The 15,963-nt window shown below is 67.4% G+C and carries 12 protein-coding genes and 1 pseudogene; 6 read left to right on the top strand and 7 right to left on the bottom strand.

Going from position 1 to position 15,963, the window contains the following annotated elements:
* The first annotated feature begins 104 nt into the window (after positions 1-104).
* On the top strand, positions 105-4,151 hold the full coding sequence (locus tag HB681_RS19645; protein ID WP_213956555.1) for a Pls/PosA family non-ribosomal peptide synthetase: 4,047 nt from the start codon (positions 105-107) through the stop codon (positions 4,149-4,151).
* Between the two features lie 33 nt (positions 4,152-4,184).
* Here HB681_RS19645 and leuB read toward each other — a convergent pair.
* The 4 genes and pseudogenes from leuB to HB681_RS19625 form a co-directional block, all read right to left on the bottom strand.
* Positions 4,185-5,246 (bottom strand): annotated as a pseudogene (gene leuB, locus HB681_RS19640) (3-isopropylmalate dehydrogenase); the annotation flags it as partial.
* Positions 5,247-5,265: 19 nt separating this feature from the next.
* Complete coding sequence (gene leuD, locus HB681_RS19635; RefSeq protein ID WP_213956554.1) at positions 5,266-5,874, bottom strand: 3-isopropylmalate dehydratase small subunit; 609 nt, start codon at positions 5,872-5,874, stop codon at positions 5,266-5,268.
* An 18-nt stretch (positions 5,875-5,892) separates the two neighbouring features.
* Positions 5,893-7,338: a 3-isopropylmalate dehydratase large subunit gene (gene leuC / locus HB681_RS19630; protein WP_213956553.1), complete on the bottom strand. Its 1,446-nt coding sequence runs from the start codon at positions 7,336-7,338 to the stop codon at positions 5,893-5,895.
* A 22-nt stretch (positions 7,339-7,360) separates the two neighbouring features.
* On the bottom strand, positions 7,361-8,344 hold the full coding sequence (locus tag HB681_RS19625) for a tripartite tricarboxylate transporter substrate binding protein (RefSeq protein WP_213956552.1): 984 nt from the start codon (positions 8,342-8,344) through the stop codon (positions 7,361-7,363).
* A 101-nt stretch (positions 8,345-8,445) separates the two neighbouring features.
* Here HB681_RS19625 and gcvA point away from each other — a divergent pair, with 101 nt between their 5' ends.
* The 5 genes from gcvA (at position 8,446) to HB681_RS19600 (ending at position 12,625) form a co-directional block, all read left to right on the top strand.
* Entirely contained in the window at positions 8,446-9,342 is an 897-nt protein-coding gene (gene gcvA / locus HB681_RS19620; protein ID WP_213956551.1) for a transcriptional regulator GcvA, read from the top strand.
* Positions 9,343-9,549: 207 nt separating this feature from the next.
* Positions 9,550-10,455, top strand: coding sequence for an SMP-30/gluconolactonase/LRE family protein (locus HB681_RS19615; RefSeq protein WP_213956550.1), 906 nt, complete (start codon positions 9,550-9,552; stop codon positions 10,453-10,455).
* Positions 10,456-10,491: 36 nt separating this feature from the next.
* A complete protein-coding gene (locus tag HB681_RS19610) occupies positions 10,492-11,457 on the top strand; it encodes a tripartite tricarboxylate transporter substrate binding protein (RefSeq protein WP_213956549.1) in 966 nt (321 codons plus the stop codon).
* 20 nt (positions 11,458-11,477) lie between these two features.
* Positions 11,478-11,771 (top strand): YciI family protein, encoded by a 294-nt coding sequence (locus HB681_RS19605; RefSeq protein ID WP_213956548.1) that lies wholly within the window; start codon positions 11,478-11,480, stop codon positions 11,769-11,771.
* A gap of 80 nt (positions 11,772-11,851) precedes the next feature.
* Positions 11,852-12,625: an enoyl-CoA hydratase/isomerase family protein gene (locus HB681_RS19600; protein ID WP_213956547.1), complete on the top strand. Its 774-nt coding sequence runs from the start codon at positions 11,852-11,854 to the stop codon at positions 12,623-12,625.
* 10 nt (positions 12,626-12,635) lie between these two features.
* Here the strand turns inward: HB681_RS19600 and HB681_RS19595 are convergent, their stop codons facing one another.
* The 3 genes from HB681_RS19595 to boxB all read right to left on the bottom strand — a co-directional run bounded on the left by HB681_RS19595 (position 12,636) and on the right by boxB (position 15,939).
* Positions 12,636-13,091, bottom strand: a complete 456-nt coding sequence (locus HB681_RS19595) for a MaoC family dehydratase (RefSeq protein WP_213956546.1) — start codon at positions 13,089-13,091, stop codon at positions 12,636-12,638.
* Positions 13,092-13,110: 19 nt separating this feature from the next.
* A complete protein-coding gene (boxA, locus tag HB681_RS19590) occupies positions 13,111-14,388 on the bottom strand; it encodes a benzoyl-CoA 2,3-epoxidase subunit BoxA (RefSeq protein ID WP_213956545.1) in 1,278 nt (425 codons plus the stop codon).
* A 123-nt stretch (positions 14,389-14,511) separates the two neighbouring features.
* Positions 14,512-15,939 carry a benzoyl-CoA 2,3-epoxidase subunit BoxB gene (boxB, locus tag HB681_RS19585; RefSeq protein WP_213956544.1) on the bottom strand — a complete coding sequence of 476 codons (1,428 nt, stop codon included), beginning with the start codon at positions 15,937-15,939 and terminating at the stop codon, positions 14,512-14,514.
* Positions 15,940-15,963 lie beyond the last annotated feature (24 nt).

Here is a 15,963-nt window from a genome sequence, read left to right as displayed (position 1 = left end):
CGCTTTCTGTTGTGCACGCCCAAAGGGTGCCGCACGTTGGAATGGGAAAATCGGGGGATCGGCAGCCGGCCGTTTCCCGCCGTGCCCCGCCCCCTGGACCCCTGATGTATCGCACAGACTCGACCCCGCCCGACTCCACCTTCCCCTCCGACGCCGACTCTCCCCATATCGTCCGCGGCCCGCAACGGCCCGACCTGATCCGGACGGAAATCCTCGCTGACCTGTTCGAAGCCACCGCCGCAAGAATACCTGCCCACACGGCATTGATCTTCGGCGAGCAATTGCTGAGCTATGGGGAACTGGACCAGATGGCCGACCGGGCCGCGTCGCGGCTCATCGAAGCCGGCGTGCACCCCGGCCGCATCGTGGGCCTGTGGCTGCCGCGTGGCCTGGACCTGCTGGTGATGCAACTGGCGATCGCCAAGACCGGCGCCGCCTGGCTCCCGCTCGACGCGGACACCCCGGTCGAACGCGTCGGCGTGTGCCTGGACGACGCAGACGCGGTTGGCATCGTGAGCTGTAATGAGTTCGCCCCAAAGCTGGGCGCCATCGGTCGGCCGACCTGGACCGCCGAGGCGTTGCTGGCCCTGCCCTTCGACGCGGCGTCCGCCCTGCGTCGCGAGGGCGCGCTGCCGGTGCATCCGGCCTACGTCATCTACACCTCGGGCTCCACCGGCAAGCCCAAGGGCATCGCGATCACGCAGGGCAGCATCTGCCACTTCCTGCGCAGCGAAAACGCGCTGCTGGGTGTGCGGCAGGACGACCGCGTCTACCAGGGCTTCTCGGTCGCCTTCGACATGTCCTTCGAGGAGATCTGGATCAGCTACCTGGTCGGCGCCACGCTCTGGATCGCGCCGAAGGTCATCGCCTCAGACCCCGAGGCCCTGCCCCGCGCGCTCATCGAGAACCAGGTGAGCGTGCTGCATGCCGTGCCGACGCTGCTGGCGCTGTTCGATCGCGACGTGCCCGGCCTGCGCATCATCAACCTCGGCGGCGAGATGTGCCCGGCATCGCTGGTCGAGCGCTGGGCCGTTGCAGGCCGCCAGGTGTTCAACAGCTACGGCCCGACGGAGGCCACGGTGTCGGCCAGCATGGCGGAACTGGCCGCTGGCGAGCCCGTGACCATCGGCCGGCCGCTGCCCAACTACGCGATGCTGGTCGTCGCGCCCGAGATGACGGCAAGCGGCCCCGTGCTGCTGACGCGCGGCGAGGTCGGCGAACTGTGCATCACCGGCCCCGGTGTAGCCGCCGGCTACCTGGGCCGCCCGGAACTGACGGCCGAGAAGTTCCTGCGCAATCCCTGGGCGGCCGACGCGACCGAGGCACGCCTCTACCGCACCGGTGACCTGGCCCGGATCGACGAGGAAGGCAACGTGCAATGCCTGGGCCGCACGGACGACCAGATCAAGATCCGCGGCTTCCGGGTGGAGCTTGGCGAGATCGAGGCGGTGCTGGCGCAGCAACCGGGTGTCGGCACGGTGGCCGTGGTGCTGCGCGAGGTGCGGGGCGTCGACCAGCTCATCGCCTTCCTGGTGGCCGAGAGCGCCGGCACCGTGTCGGCGTCGGCACTGCGCACGGCGCTGGCCGAGCGCCTGCCGCCGTACATGGTGCCGAGCCGCTTCGAAGTGCTGCCGCAGATGCCGCGACTGCCTTCCGGCAAGATCGATCGAAAGGTGCTCAAGGCGCAGCCGCTGGCCGAGGCAGCGGTTTCAGCGGAAGGATCGGACACGGCCGAGACGCCCACCGAGGCCGCCGTGTTCGCGGCCATGTCCTCCCTCTTCCCTGGGTTCGCGATCCGCCGCAGCTCGGACCTCTTCGACGAGCTCGGCGGCCATTCCCTATTGGCGGCACGGCTGGCGACCACCTTGCGCGCCGATCCGCGCTTCACCAGCATCACGGTGCGCGACATCTACACGCACCGCACGGTCGGCGCCATTGCCGCCGCGCTGGAAGCCAGCAGCATCCAGCCTGCCGAGCGCGTGCCCGACTGGACGCCCCCGTCAGCCTGGCGCCGCTGGCGTTGCGGCCTGGCGCAGGCCGCCGCCATTCCGGGGCTGGTCGCGCTGCGCATGATGCAGTGGCTCGCGCCCTTCTTCACCTACCATTTCTACACGGGCGCCCCGGAGGATTCGATCCCCTTCGCGGTCACGATGTCGATCGTCGCGTTCCTGGCGACCACGGTCCTCGAATTCGCCGTCGCCATCGCGGGGAAATGGCTGATCGCCGGTCGCCTCAAGCCGGGCCGCTACCCGCTCTGGGGCCTGACCTATTTCCGCTGGTGGCTGGCCGACCGGCTGTGCGATGCGGCGCCGACCTATTTCATCAGCGGCTCGTCGCTGCAATCCTGGTGGCTGCGTGCCCTGGGCGCGCGCATCGGCAAGGATGTGCTCATCGGCTCGGTCAAGGTGCGTGCGCCCGACCTGCTGTCGGTGGGCGATGGTGCCAGCGTCGGCAATGCGGTCAACCTGGAGAACGCGCGGGTGTTCTGCGGCGAACTCCTGATCGGCCCGATCGTCATCGGCGCGCAGGCGCACGTCGGCTCGTATGCCGTGCTGGAAGGCAACACGTCCATCGGGGACTGGGGCCATCTCGATGGCCAGTCCGCGCTGGCCGATGGCCGGACCATGCCGGCCCGGCGCGTCTGGAGCGGCGCCCCGGCACGCGACGTGGGCGCCTTCGATCCCTCGTCGTTGCGCCCGCGCCCGGACGTCTCGTCGCGCCGGTTGCTCGGCGAAGGCGTGTTCTTCTTCGTCGGTGCCATGCTGGTCGCCGCCATGTTCTTCCTGCCGGTGTTCCCGACCTTCATGCTGATCGACTGGCTGGACCCGAGCGACGGCGCGACCTGGGAGGCATCCAATTCGGCCACCTTGATCTTCAAGTACTTCGGACTGGCGCTGCTGGCGAGCCCGGTGATGATCGTGCTGACGGCGCTGATCTCCGCCGGCATCCGCTGGAGCGTGCTGCCGCGTCTGAAGAGCGGGAGCTGGCCGGTGCACAGCAACGTGTACTGCGGCAAATGGCTGGTCAACCAGATCCAGGAGTCGAGCCTGCAGGTGCTGCATGGCGTGTACGCCACGCTGTTCGCACCCATGTGGTATCGCCTGCTGGGAGCCAAGGTGGGCCGCAACGCCGAGATCTCGACCGCGCTCGGCGTGGTGCCGGACATGCTCACCCTCGGCGACGGCACCTTCATCGCCGATGCGGTGCTGCTCGGCGACGAGGAGATCGACGGCGGCTGGCTGACGATGCAGCCGACCGTGGTCGGACGCCGCAGCTTCATCGGCAACGGCGCCTACATCCCCGACGGCACCACCGTGCCGGAGAACGTGCTGATCGGCGTGCTCGGCCGTGCGCCCGATGCGGCAGAGATGCGCAGCGGCGAGACCTGGCTGGGCTCGCCCGCGCTGCGCCTGCCGGCGCGTGAAGTCGTGACCGGGCATCCGGAATCGCTGACCTTCAACCCCTCGCTGCTGCGGCGGATCGGGCGCGGACTGGTCGAGGCCTTCCGCATCGTCGTGCCGCATGCGATCGTGATTGCCGCGGGCTACAGCATGGTGCAGGCGGTCATGCCTTCGGCCGCGCGCGAGCACTGGAGCGCGGTGGTCGGCTACCTCACGCTCGACGGGTTGATCTTCGGCCTCTCGACTTTCGTGTTCGTCGCCTTGTTCAAGTGGATCTTCCTGCGCCGCTACCAACCGCTGGCCAAGCCGATGTGGACGCCCTTCGTCTGGCTGTCGGAGGCGGCGACCAACATCTACGAAGGCATCGCGGTGCCCAACTTCATGAACTACCTGCGCGGCACGCCCTGGCTGCCGATCGCCTTCAACCTGCTGGGCGCGCGCATCGGCCGGGGCGTGTACCTGGACACCACCGACCTCACCGAGTTCGACTGCGTGCGCATCGGCGAATACAGCGAACTGAACGCACAGTGCTGCCCGCAGACCCACCTGTTCGAAGACCGCGTGATGAAGGTCCACCACGTGAACATCGGCTCGCGCGTCAACATCGGGGCGCGCAGCGTCGTGCTGTACGGGGCGGTGGTGCACGACGGTGCACAGCTGGGCCCGCTGACGCTGGTGATGAAGGGCGAGAGCATTCCGCCGTCGTCACGCTGGAGCGGGAATCCCGCCATGCCCGTGCGCGCTGCCTGACCTGAGTTCGCCAGCCGCCGCTGGTGCGCTGTCGAGCGCCGCCACCACGGCGTCGCCCATCTCGGCGGTCCCGACGCGGGTGCACCCCGGCTGGAAGATGTCGCCGGTGCGCAGTCCGTCGGCCAGCACGCGCCGCACGGCGCGCTCGACCCGGTCGGCGTTGCCGGCTTGGCCGAAGGAAAAGCGCAGCATCATGGCCATCGAAAGAATGGACGCCAGCGGATTCGCCAGGTTCTTGCCGGCAATATCGGGCGCGGTGCCGTGCACCGGTTCGTACAACCCGAAGCTGCCAGCCGCCATCGACGCCGAAGGCAGCATGCCGATGGAGCCGGTGAGCATCGCTGCGGCGTCGGAGAGGATGTCGCCGAAGATGTTGCCGGTGACGATCACGTCGAACTGCTTGGGCGCACGCATCAGTTGCATCGCGGCCGCATCGACGAAGAGGTGCGTGAGCTCGACGTCGGGATAGTCCAGGCCCACGCGCGTGACCACCTCGCGCCACAACTGCATGACCTCGAGCACGTTGGCCTTGTCGACCGAACACAGCTTCTTGCCACGCTGGCGCGCGGTGCGGAAGGCCACGTGCGCGATGCGCTCGATCTCGGGTTCGGAGTAGCGCATGGTGTTGAAGGCCTCGCGCTCGCCGTTGGCGTTCAGGCCGCTTCCGCGCGGCTCGCCGAAGTAGACGTCGCCGGTGAGTTCGCGCAGGATCATCAGGTCCAGCCCGTCCACCACTTCCGGCTTGAGGGTCGAGGCGCCGATGAGTTCGGGGAACAGGAAGGCCGGGCGGAAGTTGGCGAACAGTCCCAGCTCCTTGCGCAGCCGCAGCAGGCTGGCGCCCGGTCGCATCATGAACGGGATGGCCTCGTCGCCCGGCATGCCGGCCGAGCCGAACAGGATGGCGTCGGCCTTGCGCGCGATCTCGCTGGTGGCGGCGGGGAGCGGGTCGCCGGCGGCATCGATGCCGGCCTGGCCTATCGTCGCCTCCACCAGTTCGATGGGCCGGTCGTTGCCCACGACAGCCTTGAGCACTTTCACGGCCTGCGCCGTGACCTCGGGGCCAATGCCGTCTCCGGGCATTACTGCGATCTTCATTGTCAATACCTTTCTGGATTTACCTGCAAGGAGCCTGGCCGACTTCGTAGCCCTGCTCGAACGTTTCGATGGCGGCGCCCTGCGCCAGCGTGTAGTCGATCTCGTCCAGCCCCTCCAGGAGGCAATGGCGCGGGAAGGGATCGATGGCGAATGGTTCGGGCCGCCCGCGTGGCCCTGTGACGGTTTGCGCCCGCAGGTCCACCTGCAGGTGCGCTCCCGGGGCGGCGAGCAGGTCGGCCAGCATCTCCAGCACCACGGCCTCGGGCAGGCGCACCGGCAGCAGCCCGTTCTTCAGCGCGTTGCCATGGAAGATGTCGCCGAAGCTGGGCGCGATGACTGCGCGGAAGCCGCCGTCATGCAGCGCCCAGACCGCATGCTCGCGCGACGAGCCGCAGCCGAAGTTGTGTCCCGCCACCAGGATGCGCGCCTGGTCGTACACCGGGTCGTTCAGGATGAAGTCGGGGCGGCGCGTCCCGCGGGCGTCCCGCCGCACGTCGTGGAAGAGATAGTCGCCGAAGTTGTCGGAGCGCGGCTTCTGCAGATAGAGCGCAGGCACGATCTGGTCGGTGTCGACGTTCGAGCGGGCCAGTGGCACCGCCACCGCGTCGATCTGTGTAAAGGCTTCCATGGTTGCGATTCCGTGTTGTCAGTGGGGCGCGAGAAGCTTGCGCACGTCGGTCAGGCGGCCAGTGACGGCCGCTGCGGCAGCCATCGCGGGGCTCAGCAGGTGCGTGCGCGAACCCGGCCCCTGGCGGCCGACGAAGTTGCGATTGGAGGTCGAGGCACAGCGCTGGCCCGGCGCCACCTGGTCGCCGTTGGTGCCCAGGCACATCGAGCAGCCGGCATGCCGCCACTGCAGGCCGGCTGCGCGGAACACGGCATCGAGCCCCTCCGCCTCGGCCTGCTGCTTCACCAAGCCCGAGCCGGGCACGACCCAGGCCTCGACACCCTCGGCCACGCGCCGCCCGCGCACCACTTCCGCGGCGCTGCGCATGTCCTCGATGCGGCCGTTGGTGCAGGAGCCGATGAAGACGCGGTCCACCGCCACGTCCGTGAGCGCCTGGCCGGGCTGCAACCCCATGTAGGCCAGCGTGCGCTGCATCGTTTCGCGGCGTTCCGCGCTCGTGGCATCGGACGGGTCGGGCACGTGGCCGGTGATCGGCAGGACGTCCTCGGGGCTGTTGCCCCAGGTGACCATCGGTGCGATGTCGTCGGCGCGCAGTTGCACTTCCCTGTCGAAGACAGCGCCATCGTCGCCGGGCAGGCGCCGCCAGCGCGCCAGCGACGCATCCCATTCGTCGCCCGTCGGCGCATCCGGGCGACCGGCCAGCCACTCGAACGTGGTGTCGTCGGGCGCGACCATGCCGGCGCGCGCACCGGCCTCGATCGACATGTTGCACACCGTCATGCGGCCCGCCATCGAGAGCGCTCGTATCGCCTCGCCGGCGTACTCGATCACATGGCCCGTGCCGCCCGCCGCGCCGATGCGCGCGATGATCGCCAGGATGATGTCCTTGGCCGAGACGCCGCCGGACAGCCGACCGTCGATGACGACGCGCAGCGTGCGCGGCTTGCGCTGCCAGATCGTCTGCGTGGCCAGCACGTGCGCCACCTCGGATGCGCCGATGCCGAAGGCCAGCGCGCCCATCGCGCCGTGCGTTGCGGTGTGGCTGTCGCCGCAGACGATCACGCTGCCCGGCAGGCTCAGTCCCTGCTCCGGGCCGACCACATGGACGATGCCCTGGCGCAGGTCGTCGAGGCCGAAGAAGCGGATGCCCGAAGCCGCGCTGTCGTCGCGAAGGGCCTGCGCCATCGCGCGCTTCTCGGGGTCGGCGATGTCAGACAGGATGCGCGAACCGGTGGGCACATAGTGGTCGGGCGTCGCAAAGGCACGGTCCGGCCGGCGCACGGCAAGACCCCGCTGACGCAGCATCTCGAAGGCCGGTGCGGAGCCATCCTGCACCAGGTGGCGATCGACGTACAACAGGCTCTGGCCGTCGTCGCGCTGCATGACGACATGCGGCTGCCAGATCTTGTCGAAGAGCGTGCGCGACACAGGCATTGGCGCGGCGGCGGAAGATGAGGATGGCATTGGGATCCAGGCAGGAAAAAGGTCAGTCGAGCTTGACGCCGGAGACACGCACGATCTCCGCGTACCGGCTGGTCTCGCTCGCCATGAAGCGGCCGTAGTCTTCCGGCGTGCCGCCGCCGATCTCGGCGCCGAGCGCCTGCATCCGCTTGTTCAGTTCCGGCGATTTCAGGACCACGTTGGCCTCGGCATTGAGCTTGTCGATGATGGCGCGCGGCGTTCCGGCCGGTGCCGACAGCCCGTACCACGATGCCGCATAGACACCCTTCAGGCCGACCTCGTCGAAGGTGGGCACGTCAGGCAACGCGGGGTTGCGGGCCTTGGATGCGACGGCCAGCGCGCGCATGCGGCCGCCCGCGATGAAAGGCAGGCAGGTGGTGGTGTCGAGCATCAGCGAGATCTGGCCCGCCACCAGGTCGGACTCGGCCGGCGCCGTGCCCTTGTACGGCACATGCATGATGTCGACCTTCGCTGCCATCGTGAACTGCACTGCCGCCAGGTGCTGTGACGAACCGATGCCAGCCGAGCCGTAGTTGAGCTTGCCCGGGTTGGCGCGGGCCGCGTCGATCACGTCCTTGACGGTCTTGAACGGGGAATCCGCGGGCACCACCAGGATATTGGGCACGGCCGAGACGTAGACGATCGGCTCGAAATCCTTGACCGGATCGAACCCCAGCCTGCTGTACAGGCTGATGTTCACGGCGTTGGGACTGATCGAGGACATCAGGAGGTTGTAGCCATCGGGCTTCTGGCGCGCCGCGAACTCGGTGCCGATGTTGCCGCCGGCGCCGGCGCGGTTGTCCACCACCAACGGGCGGCCCAGGCGACGGCCGAGCCCCTCGGCAACGATGCGCGCCATGGTGTCGACGCCACCGCCTGGAGGCCAGGGAACCATCAGCTTGATGGGCTGGTTCGGGTAGCGCGTTGCCGCGTCGTCGGCCGACGCTGCCGCGTGCGATCCGAGCAACACGGCTGCCATCAGGCAGGCATGCAATTTCTTCATCATCATGGCTTGTCTCCGGTCTTTGTAATGGCTGCCATGTTATTTCCCGGTACTGGGGCGAAGCAATCACAATTAAGGCATGCTGGCATGAGTAAACTGCATCCCCCATGACACGTCGACTCCCTCCCCTCAATGCCTTGCGCGCCTTCGAGGCGGCAGCACGCTGCGGCAACTTCACGCGCGCCGCGCAGGAGCTGTGCGTCACGCAAGGCGCCGTCAGCCGGCACATCGCGACGCTGGAGGGCTGGCTCTCCGTGCAGTTGTTCGAGCGCGGGCGCCACGGCATCCGGCTGACGCCCGGTGGCGAGAGCTATTTCGCCAGCATGCGGGTCGCGCTCGACCAGATCGAACACGGCACGCGCCTGTTGCAGCAAAGCCCTGACGAATGGCTGCTGCGCGTCAAGCTGCCGCCCACCTTCGCCATCCGGTGGCTGATTCCGCGGCTGGCGCGCTTCCATGCGATGCATCCGCGCATCGACGTGCAGATCACGACATCGCACAAGCCGACGGACTTCGACCGCGACGACATCGATGTGAGCATCCATTCCGAACCCAGCCCGCCCGTCGGCGAGGGCTATCGCCTGCTGTTCCACGAAACGCTGTTGCCGGTGTGCGCGCCTGGCCTCCTGAAATGCGATCCGGCGCTGGCCCAGCCGGCAGATCTGGCCCACCAGGCGCTGCTGAGTTCGCTCAATCGGCCGCACGACTGGCAAACCTGGCTCGAAGCGGCCGGCGTGCACGGCGTCGACACCCGGCGCGGCCTGAAATTCGAGAACGCGGCCATGGCGTATCAGGCGGCGGCCGAGGGTTTGGGGGTGATGGTGGCCGTGCACGCGTTCGTTCGCGACGACTTGGCCAGCGGGCGGCTGGTGGCGCCTTTCGATCTGCGCGTGCCCACGGAAGGCGGCTATTTCATGGCATGGCGCGCGGACCGTCCGGTGGCGCAGCGGGTGCGCGATTTCGAAAGCTGGATCGCGGCGGAAGCCGCCGCCAGCGAGTCCTGAAATTCAGCGCCGAGACCGGGGTTCTTTGCCCTTCGTGCGCGCCTTTCCCCCGTCGGCCTGGGATTTCCTGAAATGACTTTTATTCATTTCTCGCATGAGTTAATTGTGATTGAGTCGCCGGGGGCGATCCACTATCTTCATGGCCTAAGTCATTAGGAGACAAGGCTTTTTTCGGCGCAATCCGTTCCGCGAAAAGTCAGAGAAGGCATGAAGATCCTGGCCGATGGCCTGCAATTCCCTGAAGGTCCGGTGGCATTGGGCGACGGCTCCGTGCTGCTGGTCGAGATGCGTGCGGGCAGGATCGTCCGGGTCTCGCCCGACGGTCGCATCGACACCGTGGCCGACTGCGGCGGTGGCCCCAATGGCGCCGCGATCGGGCCGGATGGCGCGCTTTACGTCTGCGACAACGGCGGCAGTGCCTACGTGCCGGGACGCTTCACTTCCATCGGGCCGGCAGCCGACTACCGTGGCGGCAGCATCCTGCGCGTGGGCCTCGACGACGGCGCCTGCACACGGCTCCATACCCATTGCGAGGGGCATCGCCTCTCGTCACCCAACGACATCGTCTTCGATGCGCAAGGCGGTTTCTACTTCACGGATTTCGGCAAGAAGCACGCGCGCTCACGCGACGCCGGCGGCGTCTACTACGCCCTGCCCGACGGCTCCCATATCGTCGAGGTCGCCTACTCGCTGCTGTCGCCGAACGGCATCGGCCTGTCGCCGGATGGCCGCGTCCTCTACGTGGCTGAGACCGAAACGGCGCGGCTGTGGGCCTTCGACATCGTCGAGCCCGGCGTGGTCAGGAAGCTGCCGTTTCCATCGCCGCATGGCGGGCGCCTGGTCTGCGGCCTGGGCGGCTTCCAGCGCTTCGACAGCCTGGCGCTGGACGCCGAAGGGCGGATCTGCGTGGCGACGCTGGTCACCGGGGCGATCTCGGTCATCGCACCCAGCGGCGAGCTGCTGCGCCAGCACAGATTCCCGGACATCTACGTCACGAATCTCTGCTTCGGCGGCCCGGACCTGAAGACCGCCTTCGTCACGCTGTCCGAGACCGGTCGGCTGGTGTCGCTGCCATGGCCCGATGCGGGACTGCGGCTCCATTTCAATGCATAGCATCGCCGGGCGCGGCGACGGCACCAGGAGACTTCCATGAATCGTCGTGAACTCATCACTGCGCTGGCTGCGGCCGGCGTCGCCGTCACGCTGCCTGTGCGCGCCGCCAGCCCCTACCCCGACCGGCAGGTCAAGGTCGTGGTGCCCTTCACCGCCGGTGGCGGTCAGGACGTGGTGGCACGCGCGATCGCCGCCAGCCTGTCCCAATCGCTTGGCCAGACCTTCTACGTCGAGAACAAGCCAGGCGCCAGCACGGTCATCGGCTCCGAGTTCGTGGCCAAGGCCGCGCCGGACGGCTACACCCTGCTGGTGGCCAGCGTTCCGCACGCCACCAATCCGGCAATGATGAAGAGCCTGCCCTTCGACACCGCCAAGGCCTTCGCGCCGATCTGCCTTGCCGTGCAGTCGCCCTTCATCATGGTGGCCTCGCTCGCCTCGTCGATCGGGTCCATGGACGAGGCGCTGGCCCTGGCCAGGACCCGCAAGCTCTCCTTTGCGTCGACCGGAAGCGGTACGGCCGACCACCTGTCGATGGAACTGCTGACGCTGCAATCGGGCGTCAGCATGACGCACGTGCCGTACAAGGGCACCGGACCGGCGCTGGCGGACGTGATGGGCGGGCATGTGGACCTCATGTTCGCGAACGTGGTGGCGGCGGCGCCGTTGGTGAAGTCGGGCAAGGTGCGCGCGCTCGCAACGTCGACGGCGCATCGCTCCGCGTCGCTGCCCGAGGTGCGCACCGTGAGCGAGATCAGCGGCAAGCCCTTCGACGTCAGTGCGTGGACCGGCATCCTCGCGCCCGCGGGCACCGACCCGGCGATCGTCGAGCGCCTGAGCGCAGAGATCCGCAAGGCGCTGCAGACGACGATCACCCGCGAGGCACTGACCAACAATGGCGCCGAACCCGTGGGCAGCACACCCGCGGAATTCCAGGCATTCATCTCGCGCGAAATGCAGACCTGGGCCGGAATCATCTCGAAGGCCGGCATCACGCCAAGCTGAAGCAAGCCACGGAGTACCAAATGCCATTCGTCATCCTCTCGCTCGACAAGCCGGATTCGCAGGCATTGCGACAGGCACTCAGGCCCGCGCATCTCGACTACCTCACCGCCCGCCAGGACAAGATGCTGGCCGGCGGTGCGCTGCTGGACGCCGATGGCCAGGCGATCGGCAGCCTGATCATTCTGGACGCCCCGGACGCTCAATCCGCACAAGCGTTTGCGGGCGAAGACCCGTTCGGCGAGGGGCAGCTTTTCGCGTCGGTCCAGGTCATGCCCTGGCGGCAGGCTTTCTTCGACCGGCGCCGCACGAAATAATGCATCCGCGCGTGCCGGCGGCGCGCCTTGTGGACGGGTGAGCGACACTCGCTGGCCGAGCCGTACGCTGAAAGCAAGCCATGTCGACGACACCGCCCACTGTCCTCCTCTCCACGCAGGAGGCCGTGAGCCTCGTGACCCTCAACCGCCCGGCTCGCCTCAACGCCATCGGCGCGCACTTGCTGGAAGACCTGCACCGTGCGTTGGCCGAAGCCCACGCCGACCCGCAAACGCGCGTGATCGTGTTGACTGGCGCAGGCCGCGCCTTTTGCGCAGGCGACGACCTCAAGGAATTCGACGAGCAGTCCGCCACCCCCGAATCCGTGGCCGCGATGGGCGAACGCGTCCAGCAGATCACGCGCGACATCATGTTCGGGCCCAAGTTCGTGATCGGCGCCGTGCACGGCTTTGCCGTGGGCGCGGGTTTCGAGTGGGTGCTCAACTGCGACATGGTGGTGGCGGCCGACGACCTGGTGGCGTTCTTCCCGGAGATGGCGCTGGGCCAGTTCGTGACGGGCGGCGTGACGCACCTGCTGCCGCAACTCGTCGGTTATCAGCGTGCGATGGAACTGATCGTGCTGGGGGAGCGGGTTGATGCGAACGCCCTGCATCGGCTCGGACTGGTCAACCGAGTGGTGCCGCGGGACGCGATGCTGCCGACTGCGCTGGCGTTGGCAGGGCAGATCGCTGAGCGATCGCAGACTGCGACCCTGCAACTCAAGAGGGTGATGACGTCGCAGATGCGGCCAGCACTCCAGGGCGCGCTCGAACTGGAGGAGCAGGCGGCGATGGCGTGCTTCTCGGATCCGGACACCGCCGCGCGTGTGGCCGCGTTCGTTCAGCGCAAGCCCTGAAGCCGGACGCTCAGTCCTGGCCTTTGGCTTGCGGAGACAGCTTGAACAAGCTGGTCGCCTCCAGGTCCAGCACCATCTCCCCTCGCTGATTGAACAGCTTCCAGCGCCAGTCGAGGATTCCAAGCGCCTTGCCGCTGCGCGATACACGAACAGCGAGCACCTCCGCCACGAGGCGCAGCGAATCGCCGGGCCGCACAGGCTTGGGCCATTTCACGTACTGGAGCCCCGGCGACGCAAAGGACTCCGAGCCTGCCAGCGCCGCGTCGGCGATCAGGCGCATGGCAATTGCGCAGGTGTGCCAGCCGCTCGCGATCAGGCCCTGGAACGGCCCCGCGTCGGCAGCGGCCGGATCGGTGTGAAACCACTGCGGATCCCAGGCACGCGCGAACGACAGGACCTCTTCTTCCGTGACCTGGAATGGCCCGGCCTCGATCGACTGGCCAACGTGGAAATCTGCGAACTTCATGTGCCCCGGCGCGCAGGGCTCAGTAAGTTTCGAGGTGGAGCCGGCCTTCGGACTTCAGGCCGGCACCGATCGTGTCCCAGTCCAGCCCGGCTTCCGCGGCCACGTCTCGCAGTGCCAGGACCACGCCCTCTTCCATGCTCTTGAGGCCGCACACGTAGAAGTGCGATTGGCCGTCCTTCAAGAGCTCCGCAAGGTCCGCGGCGCGCGAACGCATCAGGTCCTGCACATAGCGCTTGGGCTGACCCGGCGCGCGCGAAAACGCGAAGTTGATGTCGATGAAGTCCTTCGGCAAGGTCTGCAGCGGGCCGAAGTACGGCAGTTCCTGTTGCGTGCGCGCGCCGAAGAACAGCATCAGCTTGCCGCCCTCGAACTTGCCGCTCTTGCGCAGTCGCCTGCGCCATTCGGTCATGGCGCGCATCGGCGCGCTGCCTGTTCCCGTGCAGATCATGACGATGTGCGACTTGGGATGGTTCGGCATCAGGAAGGACGCGCCGAACGGCCCGACGACCTGGACCTTGTCGCCCACTTTCAGGTCGCAGACGTAGTTGCTCGCGACGCCTCGCACGGGCTTGCCCTGGTAGTCCTCGGTGACGCGCTTCACCGTGAGCGAGACGTTGTTGTAGCCCGGCCGCTCGCCGTTGCGCGGGCTGGCGACGGAGTACTGGCGCGCGAAATGCGGCTTGCCGTTGGCGTCGGTGCCGGGCGGGATGATGCCGAGCGACTGGCCTTCGAGCACCGGGAACGGCATCGCGCCGAAGTCGAGCACGATGTGGTGGGTCTGGTTCTCGAAGCCGGCTTCGGTGCAGTTGAAGTTGCCGACCACCGTGGCGGTCGTGGGCTTCTTCGGCGGATGCAGGTTGGTGTACGCGTGCGCGGCGGACCAGGGCGGCGTCGTGGCGCCGTACTGGGCCGAGTTGAATACCGGCTCGCCGGGTTCGGACGCCGGCTGCGGCACCGCGCTGGACGGGGGCATCTGCGGTTCGGCATCGCTCGACACGCCTTCGGCTTCGAGCTGTTCGGGCGTCAGCTCTGCCGGCAACTCATCCCACGTCAGTTGCTCTTCGATCGAGTAGGCGCGGACCATGGGCATGGTGCGCCAGTTGTCGATGGAACCCGTCGGGCATGGCGAAATGCAGGCCATGCAGCTGTTGCAGACGTCGGCGCGCACGACGTAGTTGCGATCGTCGTGCGTGATGGCGCCGACCGGGCAGGTGGCCTCGCAGGTGTTGCAGCGGATGCAGATCTCGGGGTCGATCAGGTGCTGCTTGATGATGTTGACTTCGACCATGCTGTTCATCGTGTGTCTCCTCTCTTTTTCCTCTCCCCTCGGGGAGAGGTTCAGGGTGAGGGGGCTGTGCTTCGTGGGGACGCCGCCTGCCCTCACCCCGGCCCTCTCCCCGGTGGGAGAGGGAGCAATACATCAGCCGAAGCGGATGTATTCGAAATCGACCGGCTGGCGGTTGATGCCCATCACCGGCGGCGCGATCCAGCCGGCGAACTTGCCGGGCTCGATGACGCGGCCCATCAACGATGCCACGAAGGCGAAGTCATCCGGGGTCGGCAGCCATTCGCTCTTCTTCGCGGCCCACTCCTGCTCGTTGACCACGCGGCCTTCAGGCGACATCTTGATGCCCGCGAGTGCACCGATCTGGCGGTTGAAGGCCTTGTGCGGCACGACCAGGCGTGTCGGGATGCCGGCCTTCTCCAGCACCTTGTTCCAGCGGCCGACACCGGCCACGGAGTCCTTGATGAAGTCGTCGCGCAGCACTTCGTTCAGGGCGTTGAGCATCGGCACTTCCTTCTCGAGGAGCTGGCCGTCCTTCACCTCGAGCACCTTGTAGGTCTGGCCCTTGAGTATGTGGTCGTCGGTGCGCTTGCCTTCTTCATAACGGCCTTTGAGACCCGAGCTGTAGAAGATGGCGGCGTTGCTCGACTGGTCGGCGCCGAACAGGTCGATGGTCACGCTGTAGTGGAAGTTCAGGTAGCGCTGGATCGTGCCGAGGTCGATGGCGCCGGCCGCGCGCACCTTCTGCGGGTCGTCGGTCTTGAGCTCATTCATCACGGCCGCGGTGCGCGACAGCACGCGGGAGACGCCGCTCTCGCCGACGAACATGTGGTGCGCTTCCTCGGTCAGCATGAACTTGGTCGTGCGGGCCAGCGGATCGAATGCACTCTCCGCCAATGCCGACAGCTGGAACTTGCCGTCGCGGTCAGTGAAGTAGGTGAACATGAAGAAGGCCAGCCAGTCGGGCGTCTTCTCGTTGAAGGCGCCGAGGATGCGCGGGTTGTCCACGTCGCCGGAGGTGCGCTGCAACAGTGCCTCGGCTTCTTCGCGACCATCGCGGCCGAAGTGCTTGTGGAGCAGGTAGACCATCGCCCACAGGTGGCGGCCTTCTTCCACGTTGATCTGGAACAGGTTGCGCATGTCGTACATCGACGGCGCGGTGAGGCCCAGGTGGCGCTGCTGCTCGACCGACGCCGGCTCGGTGTCGCCCTGCGTCACGATGATGCGGCGCAGGTTGGCGCGGTGCTCGCCGGGCACGTCCTGCCAAGCCTTCTCGCCCTTGTTGTCGCCGAAGTGGATCTCGCGGTTCTGGTCGCCCGGGTTCAGGAAGATGCCCCAGCGGTAGTCGCGCATCTTGACGTGGCCGAACTGCGCCCAGCCCTGCGGGTCGACGCTGACTGCCGTGCGCAGGTAGACGTCGTAATTCGTGGAACCGTCCGGGCCCACGTCGTCCCACCAGTTGATGAAGTTCGGCTGCCAGCCTTCGAGCGCGCGCTGCAGCGTGCGGTCTTCGCCGAGGTTGACGTTGTTGGGGATCTTCTCGCTGTAGTTGATCGTGCTCATCGGGGTTCCTTGGGTTTGTTCTTG

Origin of the sequence: Variovorax sp. dw_954, assembly GCF_018449755.1 — a bacterium.
Lineage (GTDB): Bacteria > Pseudomonadota > Gammaproteobacteria > Burkholderiales > Burkholderiaceae_C > Variovorax.
This window is presented reverse-complemented; position numbering and strand designations above follow the sequence as displayed.